The sequence below is a fragment of the Corynebacterium yudongzhengii genome, assembly GCF_003065405.1.
GTDB classification, from domain to species: domain Bacteria; phylum Actinomycetota; class Actinomycetes; order Mycobacteriales; family Mycobacteriaceae; genus Corynebacterium; species Corynebacterium yudongzhengii.
In genome coordinates this window covers 1,844,067-1,865,420 of the sequence record NZ_CP026947.1, presented here as the reverse complement: position 1 = coordinate 1,865,420, position 21,354 = coordinate 1,844,067, and the positions used below count along the sequence as shown (strand labels likewise).

At 57.4% G+C, this 21,354-nt stretch carries 21 protein-coding genes, 4 pseudogenes and 1 CRISPR repeat array (1 of these 26 cut by a window edge); of the genes and pseudogenes, 17 read left to right on the top strand and 8 right to left on the bottom strand.

The annotated features are described in order from the left end of the window. Positions 1-605: direct repeats of the CRISPR family, unit length 29 nt; unit sequence GGAAATACCTCCGCGTGCGCGGAGAAGAG; it reaches 461 nt to the left of the window's first position. 18 nt (positions 606-623) lie between these two features. The 4 genes from cas2e to cas6e are packed head-to-tail and all read right to left on the bottom strand — an operon-like array spanning position 624 to position 5,186. Next, positions 624-938 (bottom strand): type I-E CRISPR-associated endoribonuclease Cas2e, encoded by a 315-nt coding sequence (gene cas2e / locus C3B44_RS08680; protein WP_108432024.1) that lies wholly within the window; start codon positions 936-938, stop codon positions 624-626. A gap of 9 nt (positions 939-947) precedes the next feature. After that, a complete protein-coding gene (gene cas1e / locus C3B44_RS08675) occupies positions 948-1,880 on the bottom strand; it encodes a type I-E CRISPR-associated endonuclease Cas1e (RefSeq protein WP_108432023.1) in 933 nt (310 codons plus the stop codon). 4 nt (positions 1,881-1,884) lie between these two features. Further along, positions 1,885-4,527, bottom strand: coding sequence for a CRISPR-associated helicase Cas3' (gene cas3, locus C3B44_RS08670; RefSeq protein WP_146183503.1), 2,643 nt, complete (start codon positions 4,525-4,527; stop codon positions 1,885-1,887). Then, positions 4,527-5,186 carry a type I-E CRISPR-associated protein Cas6/Cse3/CasE gene (cas6e, locus tag C3B44_RS08665; RefSeq protein ID WP_158268676.1) on the bottom strand — a complete coding sequence of 220 codons (660 nt, stop codon included), beginning with the start codon at positions 5,184-5,186 and terminating at the stop codon, positions 4,527-4,529. The genes cas3 and cas6e overlap by 1 nt, the downstream gene beginning before the upstream one ends. A gap of 218 nt (positions 5,187-5,404) precedes the next feature. Between cas6e and C3B44_RS08660 the strand changes: the two genes are divergently transcribed. From C3B44_RS08660 to C3B44_RS08630, 8 genes are all read left to right on the top strand, one after another. Continuing rightward, positions 5,405-7,000, top strand: a complete 1,596-nt coding sequence (locus tag C3B44_RS08660; protein WP_108432020.1) for a type I-E CRISPR-associated protein Cse1/CasA — start codon at positions 5,405-5,407, stop codon at positions 6,998-7,000. Beyond that, complete coding sequence (casB, locus tag C3B44_RS08655) at positions 7,000-7,620, top strand: type I-E CRISPR-associated protein Cse2/CasB (protein WP_108432019.1); 621 nt, start codon at positions 7,000-7,002, stop codon at positions 7,618-7,620. Before C3B44_RS08660 ends, casB begins: the two co-directional genes overlap by 1 nt. A gap of 17 nt (positions 7,621-7,637) precedes the next feature. Continuing rightward, entirely contained in the window at positions 7,638-8,723 is a 1,086-nt protein-coding gene (gene cas7e / locus C3B44_RS08650; RefSeq protein WP_108432018.1) for a type I-E CRISPR-associated protein Cas7/Cse4/CasC, read from the top strand. Then, positions 8,716-9,414: a type I-E CRISPR-associated protein Cas5/CasD gene (cas5e, locus tag C3B44_RS08645; RefSeq protein ID WP_108432017.1), complete on the top strand. Its 699-nt coding sequence runs from the start codon at positions 8,716-8,718 to the stop codon at positions 9,412-9,414. Before cas7e ends, cas5e begins: the two co-directional genes overlap by 8 nt. 376 nt (positions 9,415-9,790) lie before the next feature. Then, entirely contained in the window at positions 9,791-10,030 is a 240-nt protein-coding gene (locus C3B44_RS11790) for a transposase (RefSeq protein WP_108430616.1), read from the top strand. A gap of 105 nt (positions 10,031-10,135) precedes the next feature. Further along, a complete protein-coding gene (locus C3B44_RS11785) occupies positions 10,136-10,621 on the top strand; it encodes a transposase (protein ID WP_199906014.1) in 486 nt (161 codons plus the stop codon). Further along, on the top strand, positions 10,506-11,393 hold the full coding sequence (locus C3B44_RS08635; RefSeq protein ID WP_341458501.1) for an N-6 DNA methylase: 888 nt from the start codon (positions 10,506-10,508) through the stop codon (positions 11,391-11,393). Before C3B44_RS11785 ends, C3B44_RS08635 begins: the two co-directional genes overlap by 116 nt. Positions 11,394-11,593: 200 nt before the next feature. Next, the gene (locus tag C3B44_RS08630) at positions 11,594-12,013 is read left to right on the top strand and encodes a TIGR02391 family protein (RefSeq protein WP_268876473.1); all 420 of its coding nucleotides are present in this window, start codon (positions 11,594-11,596) and stop codon (positions 12,011-12,013) included. Between the two features lie 32 nt (positions 12,014-12,045). Here C3B44_RS08630 and C3B44_RS08625 read toward each other — a convergent pair whose 3' ends face one another. Further along, the gene (locus C3B44_RS08625; RefSeq protein WP_235840518.1) at positions 12,046-12,870 is read right to left on the bottom strand and encodes an IS30 family transposase; all 825 of its coding nucleotides are present in this window, start codon (positions 12,868-12,870) and stop codon (positions 12,046-12,048) included. Further along, positions 12,860-13,018, bottom strand: a complete 159-nt coding sequence (locus tag C3B44_RS12200; RefSeq protein WP_235840517.1) for a helix-turn-helix domain-containing protein — start codon at positions 13,016-13,018, stop codon at positions 12,860-12,862. Before C3B44_RS12200 ends, C3B44_RS08625 begins: the two co-directional genes overlap by 11 nt. 130 nt (positions 13,019-13,148) lie before the next feature. Here C3B44_RS12200 and C3B44_RS11970 point away from each other — a divergent pair, with 130 nt between their 5' ends. The 7 genes and pseudogenes from C3B44_RS11970 (at position 13,149) to C3B44_RS12195 (ending at position 18,306) form a co-directional block, all read left to right on the top strand. Then, positions 13,149-13,748, top strand: a complete 600-nt coding sequence (locus C3B44_RS11970; RefSeq protein ID WP_235840516.1) for an alcohol dehydrogenase catalytic domain-containing protein — start codon at positions 13,149-13,151, stop codon at positions 13,746-13,748. Then, entirely contained in the window at positions 13,645-14,181 is a 537-nt protein-coding gene (locus C3B44_RS11965) for a zinc-binding dehydrogenase (RefSeq protein ID WP_412841965.1), read from the top strand. The genes C3B44_RS11970 and C3B44_RS11965 overlap by 104 nt, the downstream gene beginning before the upstream one ends. A gap of 88 nt (positions 14,182-14,269) precedes the next feature. Continuing rightward, the gene (locus C3B44_RS08615; RefSeq protein WP_108432014.1) at positions 14,270-14,551 is read left to right on the top strand and encodes a CDP-alcohol phosphatidyltransferase family protein; all 282 of its coding nucleotides are present in this window, start codon (positions 14,270-14,272) and stop codon (positions 14,549-14,551) included. 104 nt (positions 14,552-14,655) lie between these two features. Beyond that, a pseudogene (locus tag C3B44_RS08610) lies at positions 14,656-14,964 on the top strand (transposase); the annotation flags it as partial. A 410-nt stretch (positions 14,965-15,374) separates the two neighbouring features. After that, positions 15,375-16,629: pseudogene (locus C3B44_RS08605) on the top strand (IS3 family transposase). A 42-nt stretch (positions 16,630-16,671) separates the two neighbouring features. Beyond that, positions 16,672-17,748: a S66 family peptidase gene (locus C3B44_RS08600; protein WP_235840514.1), complete on the top strand. Its 1,077-nt coding sequence runs from the start codon at positions 16,672-16,674 to the stop codon at positions 17,746-17,748. Between the two features lie 99 nt (positions 17,749-17,847). After that, positions 17,848-18,306 carry an ABC transporter transmembrane domain-containing protein gene (locus C3B44_RS12195; RefSeq protein ID WP_158268677.1) on the top strand — a complete coding sequence of 153 codons (459 nt, stop codon included), beginning with the start codon at positions 17,848-17,850 and terminating at the stop codon, positions 18,304-18,306. Positions 18,307-18,324: 18 nt separating this feature from the next. On the opposite strand, the pseudogene C3B44_RS08590 reads toward C3B44_RS12195, so the two are convergent. After that, positions 18,325-18,468, bottom strand: a pseudogene (locus C3B44_RS08590) (IS256 family transposase); the annotation flags it as partial. 48 nt (positions 18,469-18,516) lie between these two features. On the opposite strand from C3B44_RS08590, the gene C3B44_RS08585 reads away from it, so the two are divergent. Beyond that, a protein-coding gene (locus C3B44_RS08585; RefSeq protein ID WP_108431797.1) for an IS3 family transposase occupies positions 18,517-19,742 on the top strand; the annotation gives its coding sequence in 2 pieces (ribosomal slippage) (positions 18,517-18,796 and positions 18,796-19,742; 1,227 coding nt in all). Between the two features lie 31 nt (positions 19,743-19,773). Continuing rightward, positions 19,774-20,239: pseudogene (locus tag C3B44_RS08580) on the top strand (transposase); the annotation flags it as partial. Here C3B44_RS08580 and C3B44_RS08575 read toward each other — a convergent pair. Beyond that, positions 20,235-21,350, bottom strand: coding sequence for an IS630 family transposase (locus tag C3B44_RS08575; RefSeq protein WP_108432012.1), 1,116 nt, complete (start codon positions 21,348-21,350; stop codon positions 20,235-20,237). The pseudogene C3B44_RS08580 and the gene C3B44_RS08575 overlap by 5 nt on opposite strands. Positions 21,351-21,354 lie beyond the last annotated feature (4 nt).

Genomic DNA, 21,354 nt, shown 5'->3' with positions numbered 1-21,354 from the left:
GCGGTCTTCCTCAGTGAATGACACGTTGGAAATACCTCCGCGTGCGCGGAGAAGAGGTGTCATGCCGGGCTACACCCCGGGGCGTGATGGAAATACCTCCGCGTGCGCGGAGAAGAGCCGCCGCCGCATTAAACGAATCACTAATCGACGGAAATACCTCCGCGTGCGCGGAAAAGAGTTTGTGTCTCCCACGGGCGGGGTGCTGGAGCTGGAAATACCTCCGCGTGCGCGGAGAAGAGGAAGGCAAAGGCGGCACTATGGCGCGGGTGTCGGAAATACCTCCGCGTGCGCGGAGAAGAGACACGCAGGTCATCCACAGGGCCTGCCTCAAAGGAAATACCTCCGCGTGCGCGGAGAAGAGGTTCCGCCCCCCTCGTAGTAGGAAATGCCATAGGAAATACCTCCGCGTGCGCGGAGAAGAGTCACCGCCGAGCACAAAGCAACCCGCCGCTATGGAAATACCTCCGCGTGCGCGGAGAAGAGGCGTGTAGGTGAAGTCATTTTTTCTCCTATTCGGAAATACCTCCGCGTGCGCGGAGAAGAGCGGTCCGTGTGTTGATTGCGCCGCGGTTCGTCGGAAATACCTCCGCGTGCGCGGAGAAGAGAGTGCGGCACCAGCGAGTTTAATCGACGATACGATCGTTTTCATGTTTTACGGCCGATAAGCTCACCGGCAAGAGCAGCCCATCGAAGTCCACAATTTTGCGCCGGTTTGGGCCCAACGTGTTGACTGCGAAGCCCTGTTCCCGGGTGGGGTCGTTGTTGATCATTGTCAGCCGGCCGTCCTGCATTGCCTGAGTACATCGCTTCCACAGATTGTCACGCACACGCCGCGACACGTTCCCCACGAACACCCCCGTGTCCACCTCAGTGAGGAAACGGCTCACATACCCGTGGAGATGATCCGGAATCCTCGTCGCCGTAATCACGAGAAACATGATGCACTCCTATTTCTTGCCGTACTGGGTGTGCCCATCGACCTCGTCGCCGCGCCCAGCAATGAGCCGGTCGTCGTCTCGCTCGGGCAGATGAGGCTCCAGGATCTCCATCAGCGTAGCCAGCATTCCCTTGAGAATGTCTCGCCGATATATTTCGTCACGAAGGGAACGCCTTAACGCCGCCATGGGATCCGTGTCCGCCGAGCTCTTGAAAGCGAGCGGTATGGATACCGTCGGTTTATACGTATCGGCAAGGTCAAACAGCAGGGCGCGAGTATTCCCACGGTGAATCACACCCAGCGCGGGATTCACACCGATGGCGTGGCAGGCGGAGGCCGCGCAGCCATAAAGAATGGAATTAGCCAGATTCAGCGCCAGGTTTACGGGGTCCTCAGCCTTAGTATCGCGCCGGAAATTCTTCACGCTATACTTCTTCGCCTGCTCTCGGTAGACCCCCTTCATCATGCGTCCTTCAATGCCCCGCATCACGGCGATGCTCGTCTCGTCCGCTTCCAGTTCTACCCCGAGCTGTTTCTTGTATAGCTTGATCGCCGCCTTGCGCTGGTTGCGCTCAGATGCCACGAGCCGTGCCTGCGCAATGGCCCACCGCGAGGAATTGGTCAGCGGCACGGCATGCGAGTACGCCGGCACTCCGCCGCCACCTGTGAACATCACCGTGGCCCCCGCCCGCGTGCAGGACGTCATTGCCGCTGCGGTGATGCTCGTTCCCGGCCCCAACTGTATGACCACGATCCCGGATACGGGGATCTGAATCCGCTGCACATACGACTCGCCATCGACGGCCGAGTACGCGACCACGCCCGTCTTGTCCTGCTTGATGGTGCATCGTTCCAGGTAAAGGAAGCTTACGCGATCCTCAAACCGTACCTGGCTTTCGGCGGGGATCTGTGCGAACACCACCGCGTCTTCGGAGTACGCCATTGACTTATTTCACTTCGTTTGTATCGCTTATCGACGCTCCGAGGTAGCCCACAAAGGGATCGTAAAGATCTTTCGCCTCGACGTACCAGAACTGACTGATCACTGAGCGTGACTGCTCAAGCGATACTGCTTTATCTGAAACCTGGTCGAACTTCCTCCTGCGCATGGGCATGGAGCCGGCGAGGGCGCGCCGGACCTGATCTTGTTGGAATCCTTTTACAGATTGGAGTTCCTCGAGGGTCCCGTCCCAGGCCCCGGGGATAGTGCCGGTGGAGTCCCCGAGGATAACCCGCACCGATTCTTCCTCGATGTCCCGGGTTTTCACCTCGCTCGCATCCGGGCTGATCATGTTGCCCAGTCCGCCGAAAGTCCTGCCGATGGTAGTCAGCGATGTATCCGGATCCAGGAAATCTTTCATGGAATAAGAGACACTGCGTCCTTTTTGCGTCTTTCGGGCGTCCTCGGCAAACATATCGGTGTCCGCATCCGTGGCATCTTCATTGTCGAGGTCGCCGAATGTCACTGACGAAGCATCGACGAATTCCTGGCATTCCTCCGGCATGCGCAGTCCCTCGCGGGCGCTCAACCAGGCGCTTGTACGTTGCAGTTCAGCCTCTCGGTAGGGGAAACGGAAGCCGTCGTTGGTATCCAGGGCGTCAACCACCCGGATGGTGGCCTGGTCCATGCCGGGGACGCGGTGCGCGCGTGTGGCGTCAATACGCCTCCACACGCGGCCGGCTCTTTGAATGAGCGACGCGGAGGGGCACAGATCGGTGGAAAGAATATCTAGATCGATGTCCAGGGACGCTTCAATCGCCTGGGTGCCAACGACCGTAATCCCTTCGGCGCTTCCCTCCGGCCCCAGCTCTTTCTCCAGGTATTCGGCGTTGTCGCGGCGGTGCTGTGAGGTCATCGCGGAATGCAGCACGACTACTGTGTGTCCTTTATCCCGGAGCTGGTGCGCGACGCGTTGCGCCCAGGCTACCTGGTTACAGATGATTCCTATGCGGGCCTGCGGGTACCGCGCTCTGGCCGCCTCAGCCCACTCAATATGGCTGCGCACGTTATCCGGATGGTGGAGCTTGTCCAACTCTATGTGCAATTGTCGCGGATCTGCGGGGAAGGATTCTGCTTCTTTAGCGGTCGATCGCGCTATTGCGGGGAAGGACGCCCCCATTGTCTGCTTCTCACCGCTATATGCGCCCAACAATCTGTTGAACTGCCAGCTGGGGAACGTAGCTGTTAGAAGGGTAACCCGGCTTCCCGTAGCTCCCAACCATGCCAGAAGTGTTTCCGCCAGAACCGTTTGATAGTGGTCCAAGGTGTGCACCTCGTCGATCACCACATGGGCGTTGGCGAATGAGAGCAGAAGAAGATGCACCCACTTGATTTTGAGGCTTGCTTTGAGCGCCTGGTCCACGGTTGCCACAGATACAGATGCGAGCATCCTGGACATGCCAGCCCTCACGAATGAACCCGGGAAGAGTCCACCCTGCTCATGGGCGCATTCGTCGTGCTCATGGTTGTCATCGGAAAAGGGAACGACAGGAGTGGTGTAGAAGTCTTCCACGCTGGCGAGCCCGTGCGCCAGCGACGCAACGTTTGGTGTGTTCGCATAGGCCCGCTGAACACGGCGCATGAGAGCATTGGTGGTCGCCTGGGTGGGAAGCAGAAACAGCAGGCGTTCATCTTTTTGCGCATGCCGCAGAAGGGCAGCTTCTGTCTTACCGCACCCAGTGGGGGCCATGACGGCGACGAGGCCATCGCCTGCGTCCCGTACCTTCTCCTGGACCTCCCGGGGACTTCGGCCGCGCAGGATATCGTGTTCTGCTTCTTCCTGGGATTCCCATCCCTGGTACAGGCCTAATTCCCGGGCGACATAAGGTTTAGCTGCTTCTCGTTGCACCTGATACCAGGTTTCAGGATCGCTCAGGCTTAAGTCTCTGGCGAGCGTTTCCGCTATCCATGCCTGGTTGGAGGCAAGCCGATCCGCCAGAACAGTCAGCCCGCTGATCAAGATGGTCACAGTGGGGGAGACCTTCTTAGGGGCATCGTCAATTCTGACGCCAATGGCGGTAGAAAGTGCATCCTTAAGATCCCGGCGGGCCTCTGCCCAGCCGGGTGATTCCATGAGCTGCCTAGCCGCTTGCTTTTGCGGTTTTCGAGCTGCCTGCAGCGGAACGGAGAAATACCCGTGGTGTGCCATGGGAGGCACGAGCCTCCAGGCCTCGCCGAGATTGATGGCCGCGAGATTGCCTCCAGAGAGGTCTAACGCCGAGATCTTTTCGTGTCGTTTCAGCTCCCGTGATAGCCGAAGCCACCGGTCCAGCTGCTTAGACTGAACCGGCTCATAGAAACCGCTGTTGCGGATCCCATTCCTGATCTCCGCCCAGGAGTCATCGCTCTGAGTGGGCTGAAATTGGAAGATCGGGTTGGCTTTACCGATGTCATGGGTACCGATAACCCATGACACGATTTTTTCAGTGTCAGTGCCCAGCTCTTTTTCGATGAGATTGCGGAGGCCTGGCCTCAGCCAATGCTGGTAGAGAAACGCGCCCATAGCAGCAGAATCCAGGAGATGGGCAAGCAGCGGGTACGTGTGATCCAAGCCGTCTTTCTTTGCCCAGAGCTCTTCGTGTGTGCGCACTAGACCGGCCTCACGCTCAGCAGGCCGCAGCCATAAGACTTTTCACGTCCCACGCCCGCATGGATAAGGTGGGCGAGCGTTTCAGGATCGTCTACAACGCCAACACCATCGATCGTGTCTACCTGCAGCGCCATGCCCTTCTTGGATTCGCGCAAAACATCACGAACGTGGTTGGTCACCTGCATCTGCGTCAACGCACCGGCCAGCTTGTTCTCCAGCCACGGGGTTAACGCAGTTTCACCCCTCGCTCTTGCCCCTTCATCATGATCGTAGGGAACGCTTGAGGTTCGGGTTTTTTTCCTGCCGGCTTCCTCGATCGTCTTTCTTCGAATTGCGTTCACAGCGATGCGAAAGACAACCGTCTGACCGGCACCGGGAACCTGCCCGAGCTCCCGGGTTTCCACGCCATCCACATCGGCGATATTTGTGGGTTGGATATCGGATTGCACAAGAAAGAAGGGCGTCTGCCCCGGAACCCGATCAAGGCGGAAAAGAATACTGTTGCTCTGTCGAGGCGACTGTCCGAGCTCGCCGAATAACCCCATCACTGCACGATGCCGGAACCGTGGCGAATTGATGTCCCAGGTTTTATTTCCGTTGCTGACTTGACGGTTCAAAAGCGAATGGACCGGGACCTTTGTTAGGTACAAGGTTTGCATCGTGTTCCTTCTGTAAGAGATCATCGGTACGGTACGGGTTGTTCTCCGCAGCAGCGGAGGTATTTCATTGCCATCTGCAGTTTGCTACCCTTCTCCGCTCTTGCGGAGGCACCGGGCGAACTGCCTGATTTAATTATTTCATACTTGCCTTCTGCAGTTGACTCTATCCGAACAAGCCGCTATATTCAAGACCGCAACCCCATGGAAGTGAGTCGCCCATGACACTAAACGCTTTGACGGACATTGCGTTCCTTAAAACTACGGACGGTAGATCAGACGTTCGAGGCTTTCTGCGTGATAGCCATTTACAGGGCACGCAGCTAGATATGAAGGAACCCGGGTATACGGTATCTGCGCAGATCAGGCTGCTTAGCGCCGTCGCAGCCGTAGCGATGCGACACTCGTCAAGAACCCCGGAGGAGCTGCGGACGGAAGGCTTCGAGGAAGGTGCACTCGATGCTGCAATTGATGACCTCGCCCCCGGATGCGATCCTTTTTCGGCCACGATACCCTTCATGCAGCGGCCAGCGCTCAAACCTGGTGGACCCAAGGACACCGCGCGGCAACTGGGGCCCGGCCAGCAGCCCGTCAAGAAGCTCAGTCCATCCATGCTCCCCGACCAAGGCGAAAGCTACTGGAACCTCTTGGCGGAGGACAGTACCTCTTTGAGCCTCCCCGATGCGCTCTTATCGCTCGTAGTTTTCCATCACATGTCCATGGCTGGGAACAACGCATACGATGGTGATAAATGCCAGATGGGCTCGCCCGCGATGCGTTTCGTGGGCGTTGATCTCACCGCTACGGAGATGTTCTTCCATGGCCCCACCATGATGGACACATTCCTCTACGCCATCTCCCAGTCATGGATCGAGGGCGAGGGATTGCCAGCATGGGCAGACAGAACAGCGGAGCACTCCATCACGGAAATCGACGGCGTGCCACAGGCACACCCCCTCTGGGCGGCAACCTGGAGCTCTAATGCCCCTGCATGCTGCTGGGATGAAAATCGGCTCGTCGGCGTTCGCACGGGCGGCATCCCAGAAGCATGGTATTTGAACTCTGAAATGGGCACCACTAAACAGTCGCGTAAGGACTGGTGGGATGTCCGTAATACCCTAGACCCCTTTTACCTGTACATCCGCAACGATTCTGGAGAATTGAAAGTACAACGGCTGGATATGGGTCGTGACGGCACGGAACTGGCAGTCGAATGGGCGTCGGAAAACAAAATGGAGCAAATGATAAATGCTCTTATCCACCGCTGTGTCGAGCAGCCTGACGATGAGGCCGGCGTCGTTTTCATCCGGCATCAGATTGGTGGTAGCGCGAGTTCTCCGAACATCCGGGCAAGCGAGGTTTTCTCGCCCTCGCCAGACGAGTGGGCCTTCGACCTCGACGAGGATCTTCTCACAGAGATCCGAATGGAGGCCGGCATGATCCGCCAACTCCATGACGCTGTCTGCAATCCATTCAGGCGTAAGCCTTCGAATAGTAAATACCCTCCAGCCGTGCTGGACGACCTGGTGGATCGACGGTCGGATGCCTCCAGCGCCTTCTGGCGAAAAATCTCACAGGTCTACCGATCTATGCTTGCAGACATCCGGCAGCGTCACTCCCGTGACGAATCCATTGGCTATGAGCTCCCGGACTCTCTCAAAGATCAATGCGTTGCTGCGTCTCTGGCAGCATTCGACGAAGTGGTTAACCCGCACTCGCTGCAGGAACCCGCCAACATCGCCTTCGTCCGCGGAGTATTGGAGCGCCGACTGCGAAAAATCACCAACAGCAACACCGCTAAAGAAGAGAGCTACTAATGACTGATTCCTCGCGCCCTCTGTGGGAATCCCGCCTCGGCTACATTCTGGCTCAACGGGATAAAGCGCACACTAACCCCGCCCCGTGGCGAAAAACCCGGGCTGCCCTGCGCAAGGGGAACTCTCCGCACACAGAGCACTGGGCCTATCCAGAAGTCCTGCCCTACGCTGATCCGACCTTCTCGGATGAGCAGAAAACTATTCTCATCAGGCTTTTTGCTCTCGTCGCCGAGTTTGATGGCATCACACAATACCGGGCTACAGAACCGAGCCGACACCGCTCATTCGGACAGTGGGCTTTCCATGTCTCCTCCGCCTTGGCGAAAGCCAAGAATGAAAGCTTTACCCCGAATCCCGATGAACTCGACGCAGTGGGGCAGCGGCTGCAATTCCTTCACTCCCTCGACGGTGAAGAAGCCCTGGCCAATGTCAGCCGCATCATGCAGTTGGCCTCCGGCCTGCCCGGGCCGGTACCTGCCATCGACTTCTACGAACTGTTCAGAACCTTCCTCTACTGGGGAAAGGGCTTCACGCCCGCATCTCAGCAGGTCAGACGGAGAATACTGAGGGATTACTTCTCTGCCTTCTCCACCCCGAAAACTGAATCAACCAACGATTAAACCGAAAGGACGCCACCATGTCTCACCATCTGACCATCAACATCGTTTCTGCCATCCCCTTCAGCAACCTGAACCGTGATGACACCGGAACTCCGAAACGCATCAACCAGGGAGGCGTCATGCGTGCGCTTCTGTCTTCCCAATCCATCAAACGAGGCATCCGCAAACGCTATGAGGATGCCTCCCAAAAGGCGTCCGTGCGTTCGGGAGAGCTCTCCGAAGCAATCGCACAACGAGCAGTTGAACTCGTCCCGGAGACTGACGGAAACAAAGCGCTGAAAGAAGCCAAAAAGATCATCAACAAGCTGACCAAGGGCTCGGAGACGGAAGGGGAGTCTGCACGTTCAATCTGGCTTTCGCAGGAGGAAATCAACACCGCCGCGCAGACCGTCGCAAACATCCTTTCCCCGGATTCTGCGGAAGAGAAGGCCGAGATCGAAGCCTTCATAGACGGTACTAAGACCGGTTCCCTCGCCATCGCGGCGTTCGGGCGCATGTTTGCCAACGCGCCTCAGAATAACACCGAAGCCGCGCTGAGCGTGTCGCCCGCGGTAACCACCCACGCCACGAGCATCGACACCGACTACTTCTCCACGGTCGACGACCTTCGGGAAGAGCGCAACGAAACAGGCGCTACTTTCCTGGGTGTCAGCCAGTACACCAACGGCGTGTTCTACCGTTCAGTAAGCATTGACAAGAAACAGCTTCGCAAGAGTTGGTCCGCCTTTAACGATGAAGATTCCCGACAGAACCTGGAGCAGCTCATTCGCGCCGTGATCTACGGCTCCGCGCGCGGCAAGGAACACAGCACCGCCCCCTATACACTTCCTGCCGTCGTTCTCGTCGAGGAACAGCGCTACCGTACGGCCTACGACTTCGAGACCCCGGTTGCAGCCGAAGGCCAGGGCGGTTATCTGGCAGGAACCGTCGACGAGCTGGCGAAGCAGTACCAGCGGGCCCGTGATTTCGACGCCGGCAACTTCGGCCCGGTGGAGGCCCTCGCCGGCACATACCCAGAACTGGACGGAAAATTCGGTGACCTGCACAAACAGCAGCTTGATGACGTCATTCGGGAAATCGTCGATTGGATCTACCATGACTGATTCGGTCTTCATACGCCTCGCTGGCCCCCTGCAAAGCTGGGCGAAACCGGCTATCACCGGCAATTATGTCCACACCAACGAGATCCCCACCGCTAGCGCTCTGCGCGGGCTCATAGCCGGCGGACTCGGCTACCAGCGAAACCACTGGCCGGAGTGGATCCAGGCCGCCGGCTTCGAAGTTCGTGTCGACAGCGATCCCACGCTTGTTGATGACTTCCACACCATCGGGTCCAGGGAGGACGAATACGAGTTCAGACGTCGATTAGCAATCATGCAGGGGCTCAAAGCCTCCTCCGCCAAACAGCTGGCATTCAAACCCGGTGTGGGAGCGACGGTGATCGCGAAGCGCACCTACCTGGCCGACGCGGAGTTTATCGTGCGTATCACCTGCGAAGGACATACCGAAGAGATAGACAAGGCGGTCTCGGCCCCTGTGTTCTCAACCTACCTGGGCCGCAAAGCCTTCCCCGCTCACTTCCCGTTCTACCTGGGGTTGAGCAACGCGGACATGCTCAAAATGATCCCCGCGATCAGCGACACCCGAAACTCCAAAACCGAGGTGCCATTGCATTCTTTGGGCATGGGCCCCACCGCCCGGCCATCCCGTATTCCCGTTCCTGCAGTCAAGAACCGGGACGAGTGGTTCGCTGAGCTCGCCGCCCTAAACCTGCAGCGCCGCGCGGCCGCCTGAATTCGTGGGGACGGCGGGTACGTGGGTGAGGTAGGGAAGGGGCGCCGAGAAGTGGGAGGCCTCGGGGTACGGGTTTTCACAGGCCACCAACCCGCATCCCAGGCTGAAAAACCGGGCTGGTGGCTCGGGAAACCACCAGAGTCCACCACAAAAATAACTGATGTCTCATTTGCTGCCAGGAGCGCAACTCAACCCCACACCCAACGGCGCGGGGTTTAGCCATTGACTACTCAGAGCCAGCGGGGAGGTTTCGGAAGCTTGCCATCCGGGCAGGCCACGCCCTCAGCGCCGCGACCAGAAGCCCAGCGTCCTAGGGCGTGTCTGACAATTGAGGGAAGCGTGGCATGGGACCCTGGCTCCCGTGTCGCGTTTTCACATGTTGAGTGATGCCCAGTGGGAGATGGTCGAAGAGCTTCTGCCCCGTCGCACGGGGAGAAAAGGCCGACCGTTCTCCGATCCCCGGCAGATGCTCGAGGCCATCCTCTACTGCCTTCGGGCAGGGATCGCGCGGTGTGACCTGCCCGCCTGCTTCGGGTCCTGGCAGACGGTCTACACCTGGCACAACCGGATGGCCAAGGACGGACACCTGGGACGTGATCTTTCAGCGACTTCTTAGACAGGCCGATACGGAAGACCTGATCGACTGGTCGGTGTCGGTGGACTTTGACGATCGCCCGGGCCCATCAGCACGTCACGAACATCACGCGGGTCACAGGGGGCTTTGTCGAATTACAACAACCTGCTGGCCGAGCCGCCTGATCACGCGGTCGGCCGATCACGGGGTGGTCTGTCTACCAAGGTCCACGCCCTGGTCGACGGCCATGGCATGCCCCTGACCATGATCGTTACTGCGGGCCACCGCGGTGACTGCCCGGTGCTGATCCCGTTGTTGAAACGCCTGCGGGTGCCCGGGATGGTGGGCCGACCGCGCACCCGGCCCGATGAACTGCGCGCGGATAGGGCGTATGCATCGAAGGCTGTGCGCAGGTATCTGCGCGAGCGCAAGATCACGGCGACGTTCCCGGAGAAGAAGGACGTGATCGCCGTCCGGAAGCGGAAAGGCTCGATGGGTGGGCGTCTACCGACGTTCGATGCGCAGTCCTACAAGGGCTGCAACGTGGTGGAACGGTTTTCGGCAACCTCAAGCAGTGGCGGGGTGTGGCAACCCGGTACGACAAGCTCGCGGTTGTCTACCGGGTCGGCGTGATGGCTATCGCCGTCATGACCTGGCTGAAGAAATTGTCAGACACGCCCTAGAAGATAACAGGTACTTCACCATGGATAAACGACAACTCGCATCGCGCATTTGGGGATCTGCGAACACCATGCGCTCCAAAATCGAGGCGCAGGAATACAAGGACTACATTCTCGGCTTCATCTTCTATAAGTTCCTCTCTGATTGGGTTGAGCGGCTGATGTGCGCCAGCGACGTAGAACCCGATGAGCTTGCTGAGGTGCTTGTCGGAGATGATCCTGAAACAGTGGAGTTCGTGCAGTACCGTCTGGGCTACTTCATCGCGTATAACAACCTCTACTCGACGTGGCGTGCTGCAGGCAGTGACTTCAACGTCGCTAATGTCCGTGATGCGCTTGCGGCATTTGACCGTCTTCTCCTGCCGAGCCGTGCCCATGTGTTCAAAGACATCTTCCGCGCGTTGGAAACGGGTCTGTCGAAGCTGGGCAGTAGCGCGACCTCGCAGACTAAGGCGATTAAGGATCTGCTCGACCTTATTAATGACATTCCCACCGACGGCTCTCCTGGCTACGACGTGCTTGGGTTCATCTACGAGTACTTGATCTCGAAGTTTGCAGCGAACTCCGGCAAAAAGGCGGGTGAGTTCTACACCCCGCACGAAGTCTCTGAGGTGATGAGCCGCATCGTTGCAGCACACATCCAGGGGCGCGACACAATCACCATCTACGAAGCTTTCAGCCCGACTTGGATACAAAACGGCGGCACAGTCGCGCTTGCGGCGTGAGTGGTTCAAATAGGAGGTCGTTGGCTCATGCCCTTGCCAGACATCATTAGCCGCTCAGGGACTCGAATGGTCACCCTGATCCGTGAGCCGGTTCCATCTGAGCAACGCTCCTAAGTAGAAGCCTCGATCCTGAACGACCAAGGGATCGACAAGGCCTACGTAGCGAAAAAACTCCTGTCTACGAAGGAGGCATCATCGAGTTGCCGCCACGCACAGCTCCAGTAAGACGACTCAGTTTTGAGGGGCTGCATCCTGCGGTGGCAGAGGCAAGCGCGGACTTGTTCGCTGACGGCCACTTCAGTCGGGCTGTGAACGAAGCTTTCAAATTAATCGAGGTTCGGGTTCGTGACCTCCTAGGTTCAGAGACTTCAGGCACCAAGTTGATGGATGAAGCCTTCGGCGGCAAAGCACCGCGATTGAACATTCCGGGTCATGAGGGTCGCTCAGGACAGGATGAGCAGACCGGTTTTCACGCCATCTTCAGGGGCGCGATGCTTGGCATTTGTAACCCCGGAGCACATGAACTCGTTGTCGAGCAAGATGCCCAGGAGGCGCTGGAATACGTGGCGCTCGCCAGCTTGCTTCATCGCCGTTTGGACAGCTCAACGGCTGAGTCGTGACTCCGCACTTGCCGATCATCTGCTGACGGGAGCTACCGTCCCTGAACGTGAATATGATGGTGGCGTCGACGCTGACTTCGGCGTGGTCGACGAGGGTGTGCCATAGGTATGGGGGTGAACTCGATGCGGTCGATGTCGAGTTTGTCGAGTTCTTTTCGGTAGTGGCGGTAGGCGGCTTGCCGGTTTTCCAGATCGCTGATCTGGGCCAGGAGTTTGTCGTAGTCGGCGAGTAGCCGGGCTTGGTCGGGGGTGAGGTAGCCGAGCCGCCGGCGGGGCCGGTTGTTGATCTCCTCGGCGATGGTGGTGAGGTAGGGCTGATGATCCGGGATCACGGTGCCCTTGGGCAGGTACTCCCGGTAGAGCCGGTTGGTGTTCTCGTTGCTAGGACGCTGCCAGGGCGAGTGGGGGTCGGCGAAGTAGACCGGCATGCTCGTGGCCAGGGAGACCTTCGCGTGCTGGGCCATCTCGCTGCCCTGGTCCCACGCCAGTGACGCCTTCATCATCTGGGTCAGCTCGTTGAAGTACTCGATGACCGCGTCCGCGGTGGGCTCGGCCTGTTTGGAGGGCAGGGCCAGCAGTCCGGTGAAGCCGCTCATCCGCTCCACCAGCGTCGCCGCGCACGAGGCACCATTCTTCCCGATGGTCAGGTCCCCCTCCCAGTGACCCGGCACCCGGCGCTCGGCGGCGTCCTGGCCCCGTTCACTCAGGGGCACCATCCCCACGATCACACCGCCCCGGTACCGACCGGTGGTGCGGGGCCGGCGCTTGGTGCGCTTGGACTGCAGGAAGATCCCCCGCCGTGCGAGCTCCCCGCGGGGCATCGCGTAGATGTGCTGGTAGATCGCCTCAGCGGACACGGTGCGGCCCTGGGCATCGGGAGAGTTTCCGGGAGGTCACTGACGGGCAGCGCCCCAGGTGACGAGCTATTTTCCGCACGGACCATCCCGCCTTCAACGCAGTCGAGATCTCCGACCTGTCACTGAAAGATAACCCCACTGGCGACATCCGCACACTCCACCGATCAGACCCCCGCCAACCGGGAGTGTTGCTTCGACGCTATAAGACCACCTTCGGGTTCGCCGGGGTACACTCGTGTGGAGACGTACACCACCAGCGAAGAAAGGTAACAATTACCGTGTCTGAACGTACTATGAAAGCCGCCCGCATGCACCTGGGGGACGGCAATCGCACCCTATCGATTGATGAGGTTCCGGTACCCGAACCGGATAAGGGTGAGGTTTTGGTGAAGGTGAAGGCGGCGGGGGTGTGCTTGTCCGATGTTCATCTGCTCAGCGGCGACCTGACTCCGCCCCATCTGAAGAACGACGTGGTGACGCTCGGCCATGAAACCGCCGGCATCATCGACAAGGTCGGCGAGGGCGTCACCGGCTACCACGAGGGTGACCGCGTGGTGCTGCGCAGCGGTTACCGCGACGAGAACGGTGACGTCTTTGGCCACGGCATCGATTTTGATGGTGGGTGGGCTGAGTATGTGGTGACGAAGGAGTCGACGCTTGTGGCGTTGCCGGAGTCTGTGCCGTTTGAGGTGGCGGCTATTATTCCGGATGCTGTGTCGACCCCGTGGTCGGCGATTAGTTATACGGCGAAGGTGGAGCCGGGTCAGTCTGTTGGTGTGTGGGGTCTTGGGGGGGTTGGGTGCGCACGCGGTGAAGATTTTGCGGGCGTTGGGGGCGAGCCCGGTTATTGCGTTGGATATTGCGGAGAAGGCGCGTGATCGTGCCAGGGAGTACGGGGCGGATTATGTGCTGGATTCGGGTGCGGATGATTGCGTGGATCGGGTGCGCGAAGTGACCGGTGGGGAGGGGTTAGATGTGGCGTTTGATTTCGCTGGGGTTGCTCCTGTGCGTAAGCAGGCGTTATCGGTGCTTGGTGTTGGTGGCAAGCTCGTGCTCGTGGGAATTACCGGCAAGGAGGTTGTGATCCCCAACGATCTCGACTTCTCCATGAACAACCAAAGCCTGGTCGGACACTACGGGTCGCGCCCTGGCAGCATCGAAGACGTCGTTAAGATGCTCGAAGAGGGAAAAGTGAATTTCGACGATTCGGTGACTGAGGTGCTTCCTCTGGCGGAGGCGCAGACCGCGGTCGATCACTTGGAAAACAAGGTGGGTGACCCGATCCGCATCGTGCTCCACCCGGAGGACTAGGAGCGCCCCGCTATACTTTCCGCACCGGCGTGATCGCCTGCCCCTGCGGCAGGTGATGTAACGCCCAGCCTCTACGGAAAGTATTCTCGTGCCCCCTTCCACTATTCCCGCTCTTCAGCATCACCCTACCGACGCGCAGAAGGCGCGCGCCTGGGCCGTCCACGCCTTCACGCTCAGCGGCCGGGTGTGGGCCACGCTGGCGGTCACCGCCCATCTGGATGGCAAGCCCCAGTGGATGTGGTTCTGGCTGGGCGTGACGCTTATTGTCGACGGCATCGACGGCAACCTCGCCCGGAAGTTCCGGGTAAACGAGGTGATCGGCTGGTTCGCCGGAACCGTGGTGGGCGGTGTCAAGGGTTGCGTCCGTTAGCGTGGTGTATCTGTAGCTGCCGGTGAGGACCCCATGAACGATGTGGGCGGCCACCGCAGTGCCTTTCGAATCCGTAACCACACTTCCTCGAAAGGGACACCACGATGGCCGCTGGCTTCCATTCTATCGACCCGACTACCTACCTCGACGAACTACTGGCCCAAGCCTCCCCGGACCTAATGCGCGAGATGCTCCAAGGTTTATCAACCAGATCCTTTTCGACCCAGGCCGACTAAGTCTGCGGCGCCGAGGACGCCACCGTCAGTGACAACCGCACCAACGTCCGAAACGGCTACCGCCACCGCGACCTCGACACCAGAGTCGGCACCGTCGACGTCGTCGTGCCCAAACTCAGAACCGGCTCGTTCTTCCCGGACTGGCTGCTTAAACGGCGCACCCGGGCCGAACGGGCCCCAAATGTGGCGGCAGTTGAAACGTAAAATCTTTCTTACCAGCCGGTTATCAAGACACCGTTGGCGTAGTTGGGCCATGTTTTATCCCATCTAATGAAAATAGCGCCTGTTTGACTTGTGCCCAGCGAAATGTTTTTCATAACCTTGACGACGATATGTATAACTCAGCAGCCGGAATCGAACACTTTGAAGTACTTACAACCCGCTACCAGGCGCCAAGCTTTGGCCCATTAAATCTTATGGTCTCCTCAATCGCAGCTAATGAAGCAATTAGATTTCTGCTAACTGAGGAATCTAAGTTAATGAATGCCCGCGCGTATATTTCTCTTACCGACATCTACATCAAGATGGAAAGATACTAAACCGGCCTGGGTTGGTGAGAGGGCATGATGTAACGCAGGAGGAACATCATGGCTATCAGCCTCTACGACCAGGAGACCCGCCAGCGGGCGGTGCGCCTGTACTTCGAGGAGCTCGCTGACGGCGCTTCATCCAAGGCAGCCGCACTACGCGCTGTCGAAGCTGTCATCGGCATCAAAACATCCACTATCCGCAACTGGGTACGCGCAGAAGAGAAAAAGGTGGACCTCACCGTCGAGCAATCCGACACCGAGAAAGACGCGGAACTTGCGGCCCTGCGCAAAGAAAATGCCCGGCTCAAAGAAGCCAACGAGATTTTGAAGCTGGCCTCAGCTTTTTTCGCCCAGGCTTAAGCTCGACCGCAAACTGAAGTGATCGTGGACTTGACCCGCACTCACCGGCACCTGTATTCCACCTGGCGGATGTGCCGCGTGCTCGGGCGGGCATGAATACGCTATTTCACCAGCAACGTTCTACCGCTTCCAGGCCCGTGGTTTCGGGCCCACCCCTGCCGAGCTGGACGAGGCTTACACCGCGCACCGGCTCTTTGAGCTGTGGCGGGCCAATCGGCGGGTCTACGGGCGACGAAAACTATGGAACCCCGCCCACCGGGCAGGCTGGAACATCGGCCGTGACCAGGTGCAACGTCTGATGAATATCCTTGGAATCGCGGGTGTACTCCGACGCAAGACCACACGCACCACCGTTGCTGATCCCACCGCCGAGCGTTTCCCGGATCGTATTCAACGGGCCTGGTCGCAGGCTCAGCGCCCCGATCAGTGGTGGGTCGCGGATTTCACGTATGTGCACACCAGCTGCGGTTTCAGCTACGTGGCTTTTGTCACCGACGTGTTCACCCGTGAGATCCTGGCGTATGTCGTAGACACCCGAGCCACGAAATCTTTGGTCAACCGGGCGCTGCGACAGGCACTGGCGCTACGCCAGCGCCAGGACCCGTACTTTGAATCGGCCGGGGTGATCCATCACTCGGATGCAGGCTCACAGTACACCTCCACAGATCTCCGCCGGCTGCTGGCCGTCCACCAGATGGACGGGTCTATCGGCACAGTCGGCGACGCCTACGACAACGGTCCGATGGAGTCAACGATCGGGCTGTACAAGTCTGAGCTCATTGATTTCGAGGCAGGGACGTGGACGAACTGGGGTGAGGTGGAACGCGCCACAGCCGGATGGGTCCACTGGTATAATCACCAGCGGTTGCATTCCTCGCTCGGGCATATCCCGCCGATCGAGCACTACACCAACTACCAACGAGAAAACTACGCAGGCCTTCACGCCGCGTAATACGCCACTCTCAAAAATTCAGGTCGATTCAATACCTAAAGGATGAAGGCTGCCCAGATTGTTCTGACCGAAAAGCTGAATGAAATGACGAGACCCGACATAATCCGTAGGCACATCGCTGTGGTTGCCCCTTCCTTGCAAGCTGCACTCATCGGGCCGGCGGTACACAAACAAGCTATGCGGAGAATTGGTTCCGAATTTGGGTTTCCGCCCGTCGAGTATCAATCAGTCAGAGAGCCACTTTCCGCACAACAAAGAGCAAACGACATTAATAGCGCAAGTAAACAGCGAAATTGTAAGGCTATTTTCGCTGTAGCCGGCGGGAACGACTCAATCACATTACTGAAGTACCTCGATCGGAATGTCCTAGCCACCAGCAGAACGCCATTCGTGGGATATTCCGATAATACAGCAATCCACAATTTTTTATGGAAGATAGGCAGAACCAGCTACTACGGGGGTTCAACGCAAATTCAACTCGGACCGGGCCCCTCTATAGATCCTATTCAATCAGGTTCGATTAAAAAGGTGCTGGAGGGGAAGGGCTATCTTGAGCTTCTAAAACCTAGCCACTACGAGGTAAGAGGAATAGACTGGCATTCTCCTCTCGCTTTAACAGAGGGCGGGCTCCGATCTCCTTACCCCGAATACCTTTGGGCAGGTGAACCCAAGATTACTAAGGGTCGCTCATGGGGAGGGTGCGTGCAAACACTCCTTCAGCTAGCAGTAATGAATGAACTTCCGACCCCGCTACAATTGCGCGGCGCAATCCTTTTCCTTGAGCTTTCTGATGAGCATTTAGGAGATGGCAACGTCCTCAAACTTGTGAGAGCTTTCGGAGAAGCGGGATACTTTAATGCGGTAGGAGCCGTCCTTTTCGGTCTTCCGCCGCATTCAATTAGTCAAGAGACCGCGCAATTAGCCGTACCTAATCCAAGTGCAGCGACCAAGCTTCTTAGTGCCGTTTCTAGTGAAATAGGAAAGTACAACGATGAGCTGCCTAGGGTTCTGGGTGTTCCCATAGGCCATCTACGCCCCCAATACGTAATTCCCTACGGAGGGACAATAGAGGTCGATGGGGTAAACAAAACGGTGAGAGCATATTATGAGGCTTGTTAAGCATGTTGTAAAAGAGAAAAAGGAAGCCAGAACCTCACGGGATCCTTTTGGTATTATTTGTTTTTCCGACGGTGGAAGTCGTTTATTGGATTTTCTCTCGTGGGGTTACTAGGTGGCTTATTAGATCTGGCGTTGCCGGTAGTGATGGGCCGTTTCATCGATAGCCTTTGGGGGCCCACCTCGAGTGGTGAATCTGTGACGTATCTTGCTTTTCTCGCGGTTCTTATGGTTGTTTCCGCGATACTAATGACTGTCGGGGATTACTCGTTAGGGCTAATAGCGGAAGAAACTGTTTTTGGTCTACGAACAAGGCTCGTTCAAAGAGCTTTTAGGCAGCCCATTGGTTGGTATCAAAAAGTCTCCCCGGGTGATTTGAGTTCTCGCTTAACAAACGATACAGAGAAACTGCGCGCAGCTATTAATAACGGCCCCATTGAGATTTTTCTCAATGCGGCGCTATTGCTTGGAACTGTCTCTGTGATGATATGGCTCAGCCCCTTACTTGTACTGGTTGTCATAGTAATAGCAGTAATCGGGTTGGCTGAGAGCGTCCGATAGTTTGTGTGCGGGGGTGGTTTACAGGTAGTCCGCGAATCGGTCTGGGTATGCCACAGCTAGTTGGTTGATGGCTTGTTTCCAGCCATTGGCCTTCGCTGCTTGAACATACCCGTTGCACTCAACGGCGCGCTTGGCTTGCTTCGCGCGTTTGGCAGCGCGTTTGAAGCGTCCTGGGTTTAGTTCCTACCTCAGCTAAGGAAGGATTGAACTATGCCTAGAAAGTATTCCGTCGAGTTCAAGGAGAAGGCAGTCCATCAGATCATCGAAATGGTCCGCCTGGAGTCTTGCTCACTGCAACGCGCCTACACGCAGGTCGGTGAGCTGCTTGGAGTATCCCACCACACGTTGCGGGCTTGGTACCGTGACAGCGCCTGCGTACGCGATAATTCTGACGCTTCAGGCGGCGAAGAAATGGAAGAAGAACTCAGGCGTCTGCGTCGAGAAAACCGCGAACTGAAACGAGCAAACGGGATTCTTAAGACAGCCTCGGCTTTTTTCGCAGCGGAACTCGACCGACCCACGACCAAATGATCTCCTACATCGACGCGTACGAAGATCAATGTGGGGTCGAGGCCATCTGCAGAGTTCTAAAACAGGCAGATCGTGGATTCATCACCTCTCGTGGCTACCGCAAGGCGACCACTCGTGTTCCCAGCGCAAGGGCCTTAAGCGATAGCCTGCTCATCCCAGAGATACAGCGTGTGCATGCGGAGAATTTCTCGGTCTACGGCATCCGCAAAATGTGGCACGCGATGAACCGTGAAGGCTTTCATATCGGCCGCGACAAGACCGCACGTCTGATGAAACTCGCTGGCGTTTCTGGCCGCAGACGTGGGCGAAGCCCACTAACAACGATCAGCCCGAAGACACCGGATCATCGCCCGGACCTTGTGCGCCGAAACTTCCGTGCGCAGGCACCAGGCAGGCTTTGGGTTGCTGACATTACCTACGTTCGCACCCTGTCAGGATTCGCCTATACCGCGTTTGTCGTGGATGTATTCAGCCGAAAAATTGTTGGTGTCGCTACACGCTCGACAATGCGCACCGACGCGCTGCCGATGGAGGCTTTGGAGCATGCGTTAACGACTGCAGGGCGAATCCATGGAAACCAGCTAATTCACCACAGCGATCGGGGCAGCCAGTATGTGTCACTGAAGTATTCCACTGCGCTAGCTGAGTCAGGAATCCGCCCGAGTGTGGGAACAGTCGGCGATTCTTACGACAATGCACTAGCCGAAACAGTCAACGGTCTCTACAGGGCTGAACTGATTCATGCCCAGGGCCCGTGGACGTCGGTCGGAGAAGTCGAACTGGCCACCTTGCGGTGGGTGCATTGGTGGAACACTAAGCGATTTCACGAAGCATTGGACTACGCTACCCCACAGGAAATAGAAACCGAGTACTATCTCACCGAGCCCATCAACACAGGGCCGTAAAAGAAGCGGAACTAAGGAAGGATTGAACACTATGCCCAAGAAGTATTCTGTCGAGTTCAAGGAGAAGGCGGTCCATCAGATCGTTGAAATGGTCCGCCTGGAGTCCTGTTCACTGCAACGCGCCTACGAGGAAGTCGGCGAACTCCTTGGTGTATCCCACCACACGTTGCGGGCCTGGTACCGCGAAAGCGCAACAGCGCGCGACAATGGCGAACCGTCTGGTGGCGAATCCATGGAAGAAGAGCTCAAGCGGCTGCGTCGGGAAAACCGCGAGCTCAACGAGCCAACGGGATTCTTAAGGCCGCATCGGCTTTTTTCGCGGCGGAACTCGACCGACCCACGACCAGATGATCTCCTACATCGACGCTTACAAGGGGCAGCTTGGGGTCGAGGCCATCTGCCGCGTTCTTTCACAGACAGATCGTGGTTTCATCACTTCCCGCGGTTACCGGAAAGCCAAGACACGCATCCCCAGTGCTAGTGTAGTGTCCTCTAATTAGGTATCCGGTCGGTGATGGTATCGAGGGTTGTGCGTGCTCGGTTTATCTTGGCAAGGATTGTTTCTGCGTCTTTGACCCAGGTAACTTTGACCCAGGTAAAAGGAGTGGGATTCGTGTTATGCCTCGTGATCCAGTCCATGATCTTTTCCTCCAAGTCAGCCGCTGAGTGGAATGTTTGATTGCGGATGATTTTATCGGTCAGGATCCCAAAGAATCGCTCGACTTGGTTCAACCACGATGACGAAGTCGGGGTGAAATGGAAGTGAAAACGTGGGTGTTTATCAAGCCAGGCTTTGATATTCGAATGCTTGTGGGTGGCGTAGTTATCAAGCACGATATGCACGCCTAACTCTTTCGGCACACTGTGATCAATACGACGTAAAAAGCTTAGAAACTCCTGGTTACGATGACGCTTCGTGGTCTGGGCAATAACTTTCCCGGTAGCCGTATCAAGAGCCGCAAACAACGCAGAGGTGCCATGACGTTTATAATCATGGGTCATCGTCCCCGCCCTACCAGGTTTCAAGGGAAGTGAAGGCTGGGTGCGATCGAGTGCTTGGATGGATGATTTTTCATTCACGCACAACACCACGGCCTTTTCCGGCGGGTTAAGATACAACCCCACGATATCGACGAGCTTCTTGCTAAACTGCGGGTCATTGGACAGTTTAAAAGTATCCGTGCGCTGGGGTGTGATATCGAGGGCTTTCCAGATTTTCGCCACCGTTGACTTACCCATCCCACAGGCCTTAGCCATGGTGCGCACGCTCCAGCGGGCATCACCATTCGGTGAGGTGGAGTTAAACACCATCTCCAGCATGGAGATGTAATCGTCATTGCTATAGGTGGGTTTACGGCCCCTGCCTGGGGCTATGTTCCCGAAACCGGCAAGGCCTTGCTTACTAAAGCGTTGATGCCACGCCCTGACGGTAACCGCCGAGACTTCACGCCGACGCGCAATCTCCAGGTTGGCAATACCATCGCAAGTATCTAATAAGGCTTTGGCGCGCACCACATCCCGGTAGGGGCGTGAGGGGGATGACGCGATCTCTTCTAATCCCCGGCGTTGTTCATCAGTAACCTGCAACGCGGCAGCAGCATGAGAAATGTAC

Coding starts and splice junctions, on each gene's coding strand:
- casB (WP_108432019.1), top strand. CDS start 7,000: ATGACTGATTCCTCGCGCCCTCTGTGGGAATCCCGCCTCGGCTACATT.
- cas2e (WP_108432024.1), bottom strand. CDS start 938: ATGTTTCTCGTGATTACGGCGACGAGGATTCCGGATCATCTCCACGGG.
- cas1e (WP_108432023.1), bottom strand. CDS start 1,880: ATGGCGTACTCCGAAGACGCGGTGGTGTTCGCACAGATCCCCGCCGAA.
- C3B44_RS08635 (WP_341458501.1), top strand. CDS start 10,506: ATGCGCAGTCCTACAAGGGCTGCAACGTGGTGGAACGGTTTTCGGCAA.
- C3B44_RS11790 (WP_108430616.1), top strand. CDS start 9,791: ATGTTGAGTGATGCCCAGTGGGAGATGGTCGAAGAGCTTCTGCCCCGT.
- C3B44_RS08660 (WP_108432020.1), top strand. CDS start 5,405: ATGACACTAAACGCTTTGACGGACATTGCGTTCCTTAAAACTACGGAC.
- cas6e (WP_158268676.1), bottom strand. CDS start 5,186: ATGCAAACCTTGTACCTAACAAAGGTCCCGGTCCATTCGCTTTTGAAC.
- cas7e (WP_108432018.1), top strand. CDS start 7,638: ATGTCTCACCATCTGACCATCAACATCGTTTCTGCCATCCCCTTCAGC.
- C3B44_RS08600 (WP_235840514.1), top strand. CDS start 16,672: ATGAAGGCTGCCCAGATTGTTCTGACCGAAAAGCTGAATGAAATGACG.
- cas5e (WP_108432017.1), top strand. CDS start 8,716: ATGACTGATTCGGTCTTCATACGCCTCGCTGGCCCCCTGCAAAGCTGG.
- C3B44_RS12200 (WP_235840517.1), bottom strand. CDS start 13,018: ATGTCGCCAGTGGGGTTATCTTTCAGTGACAGGTCGGAGATCTCGACT.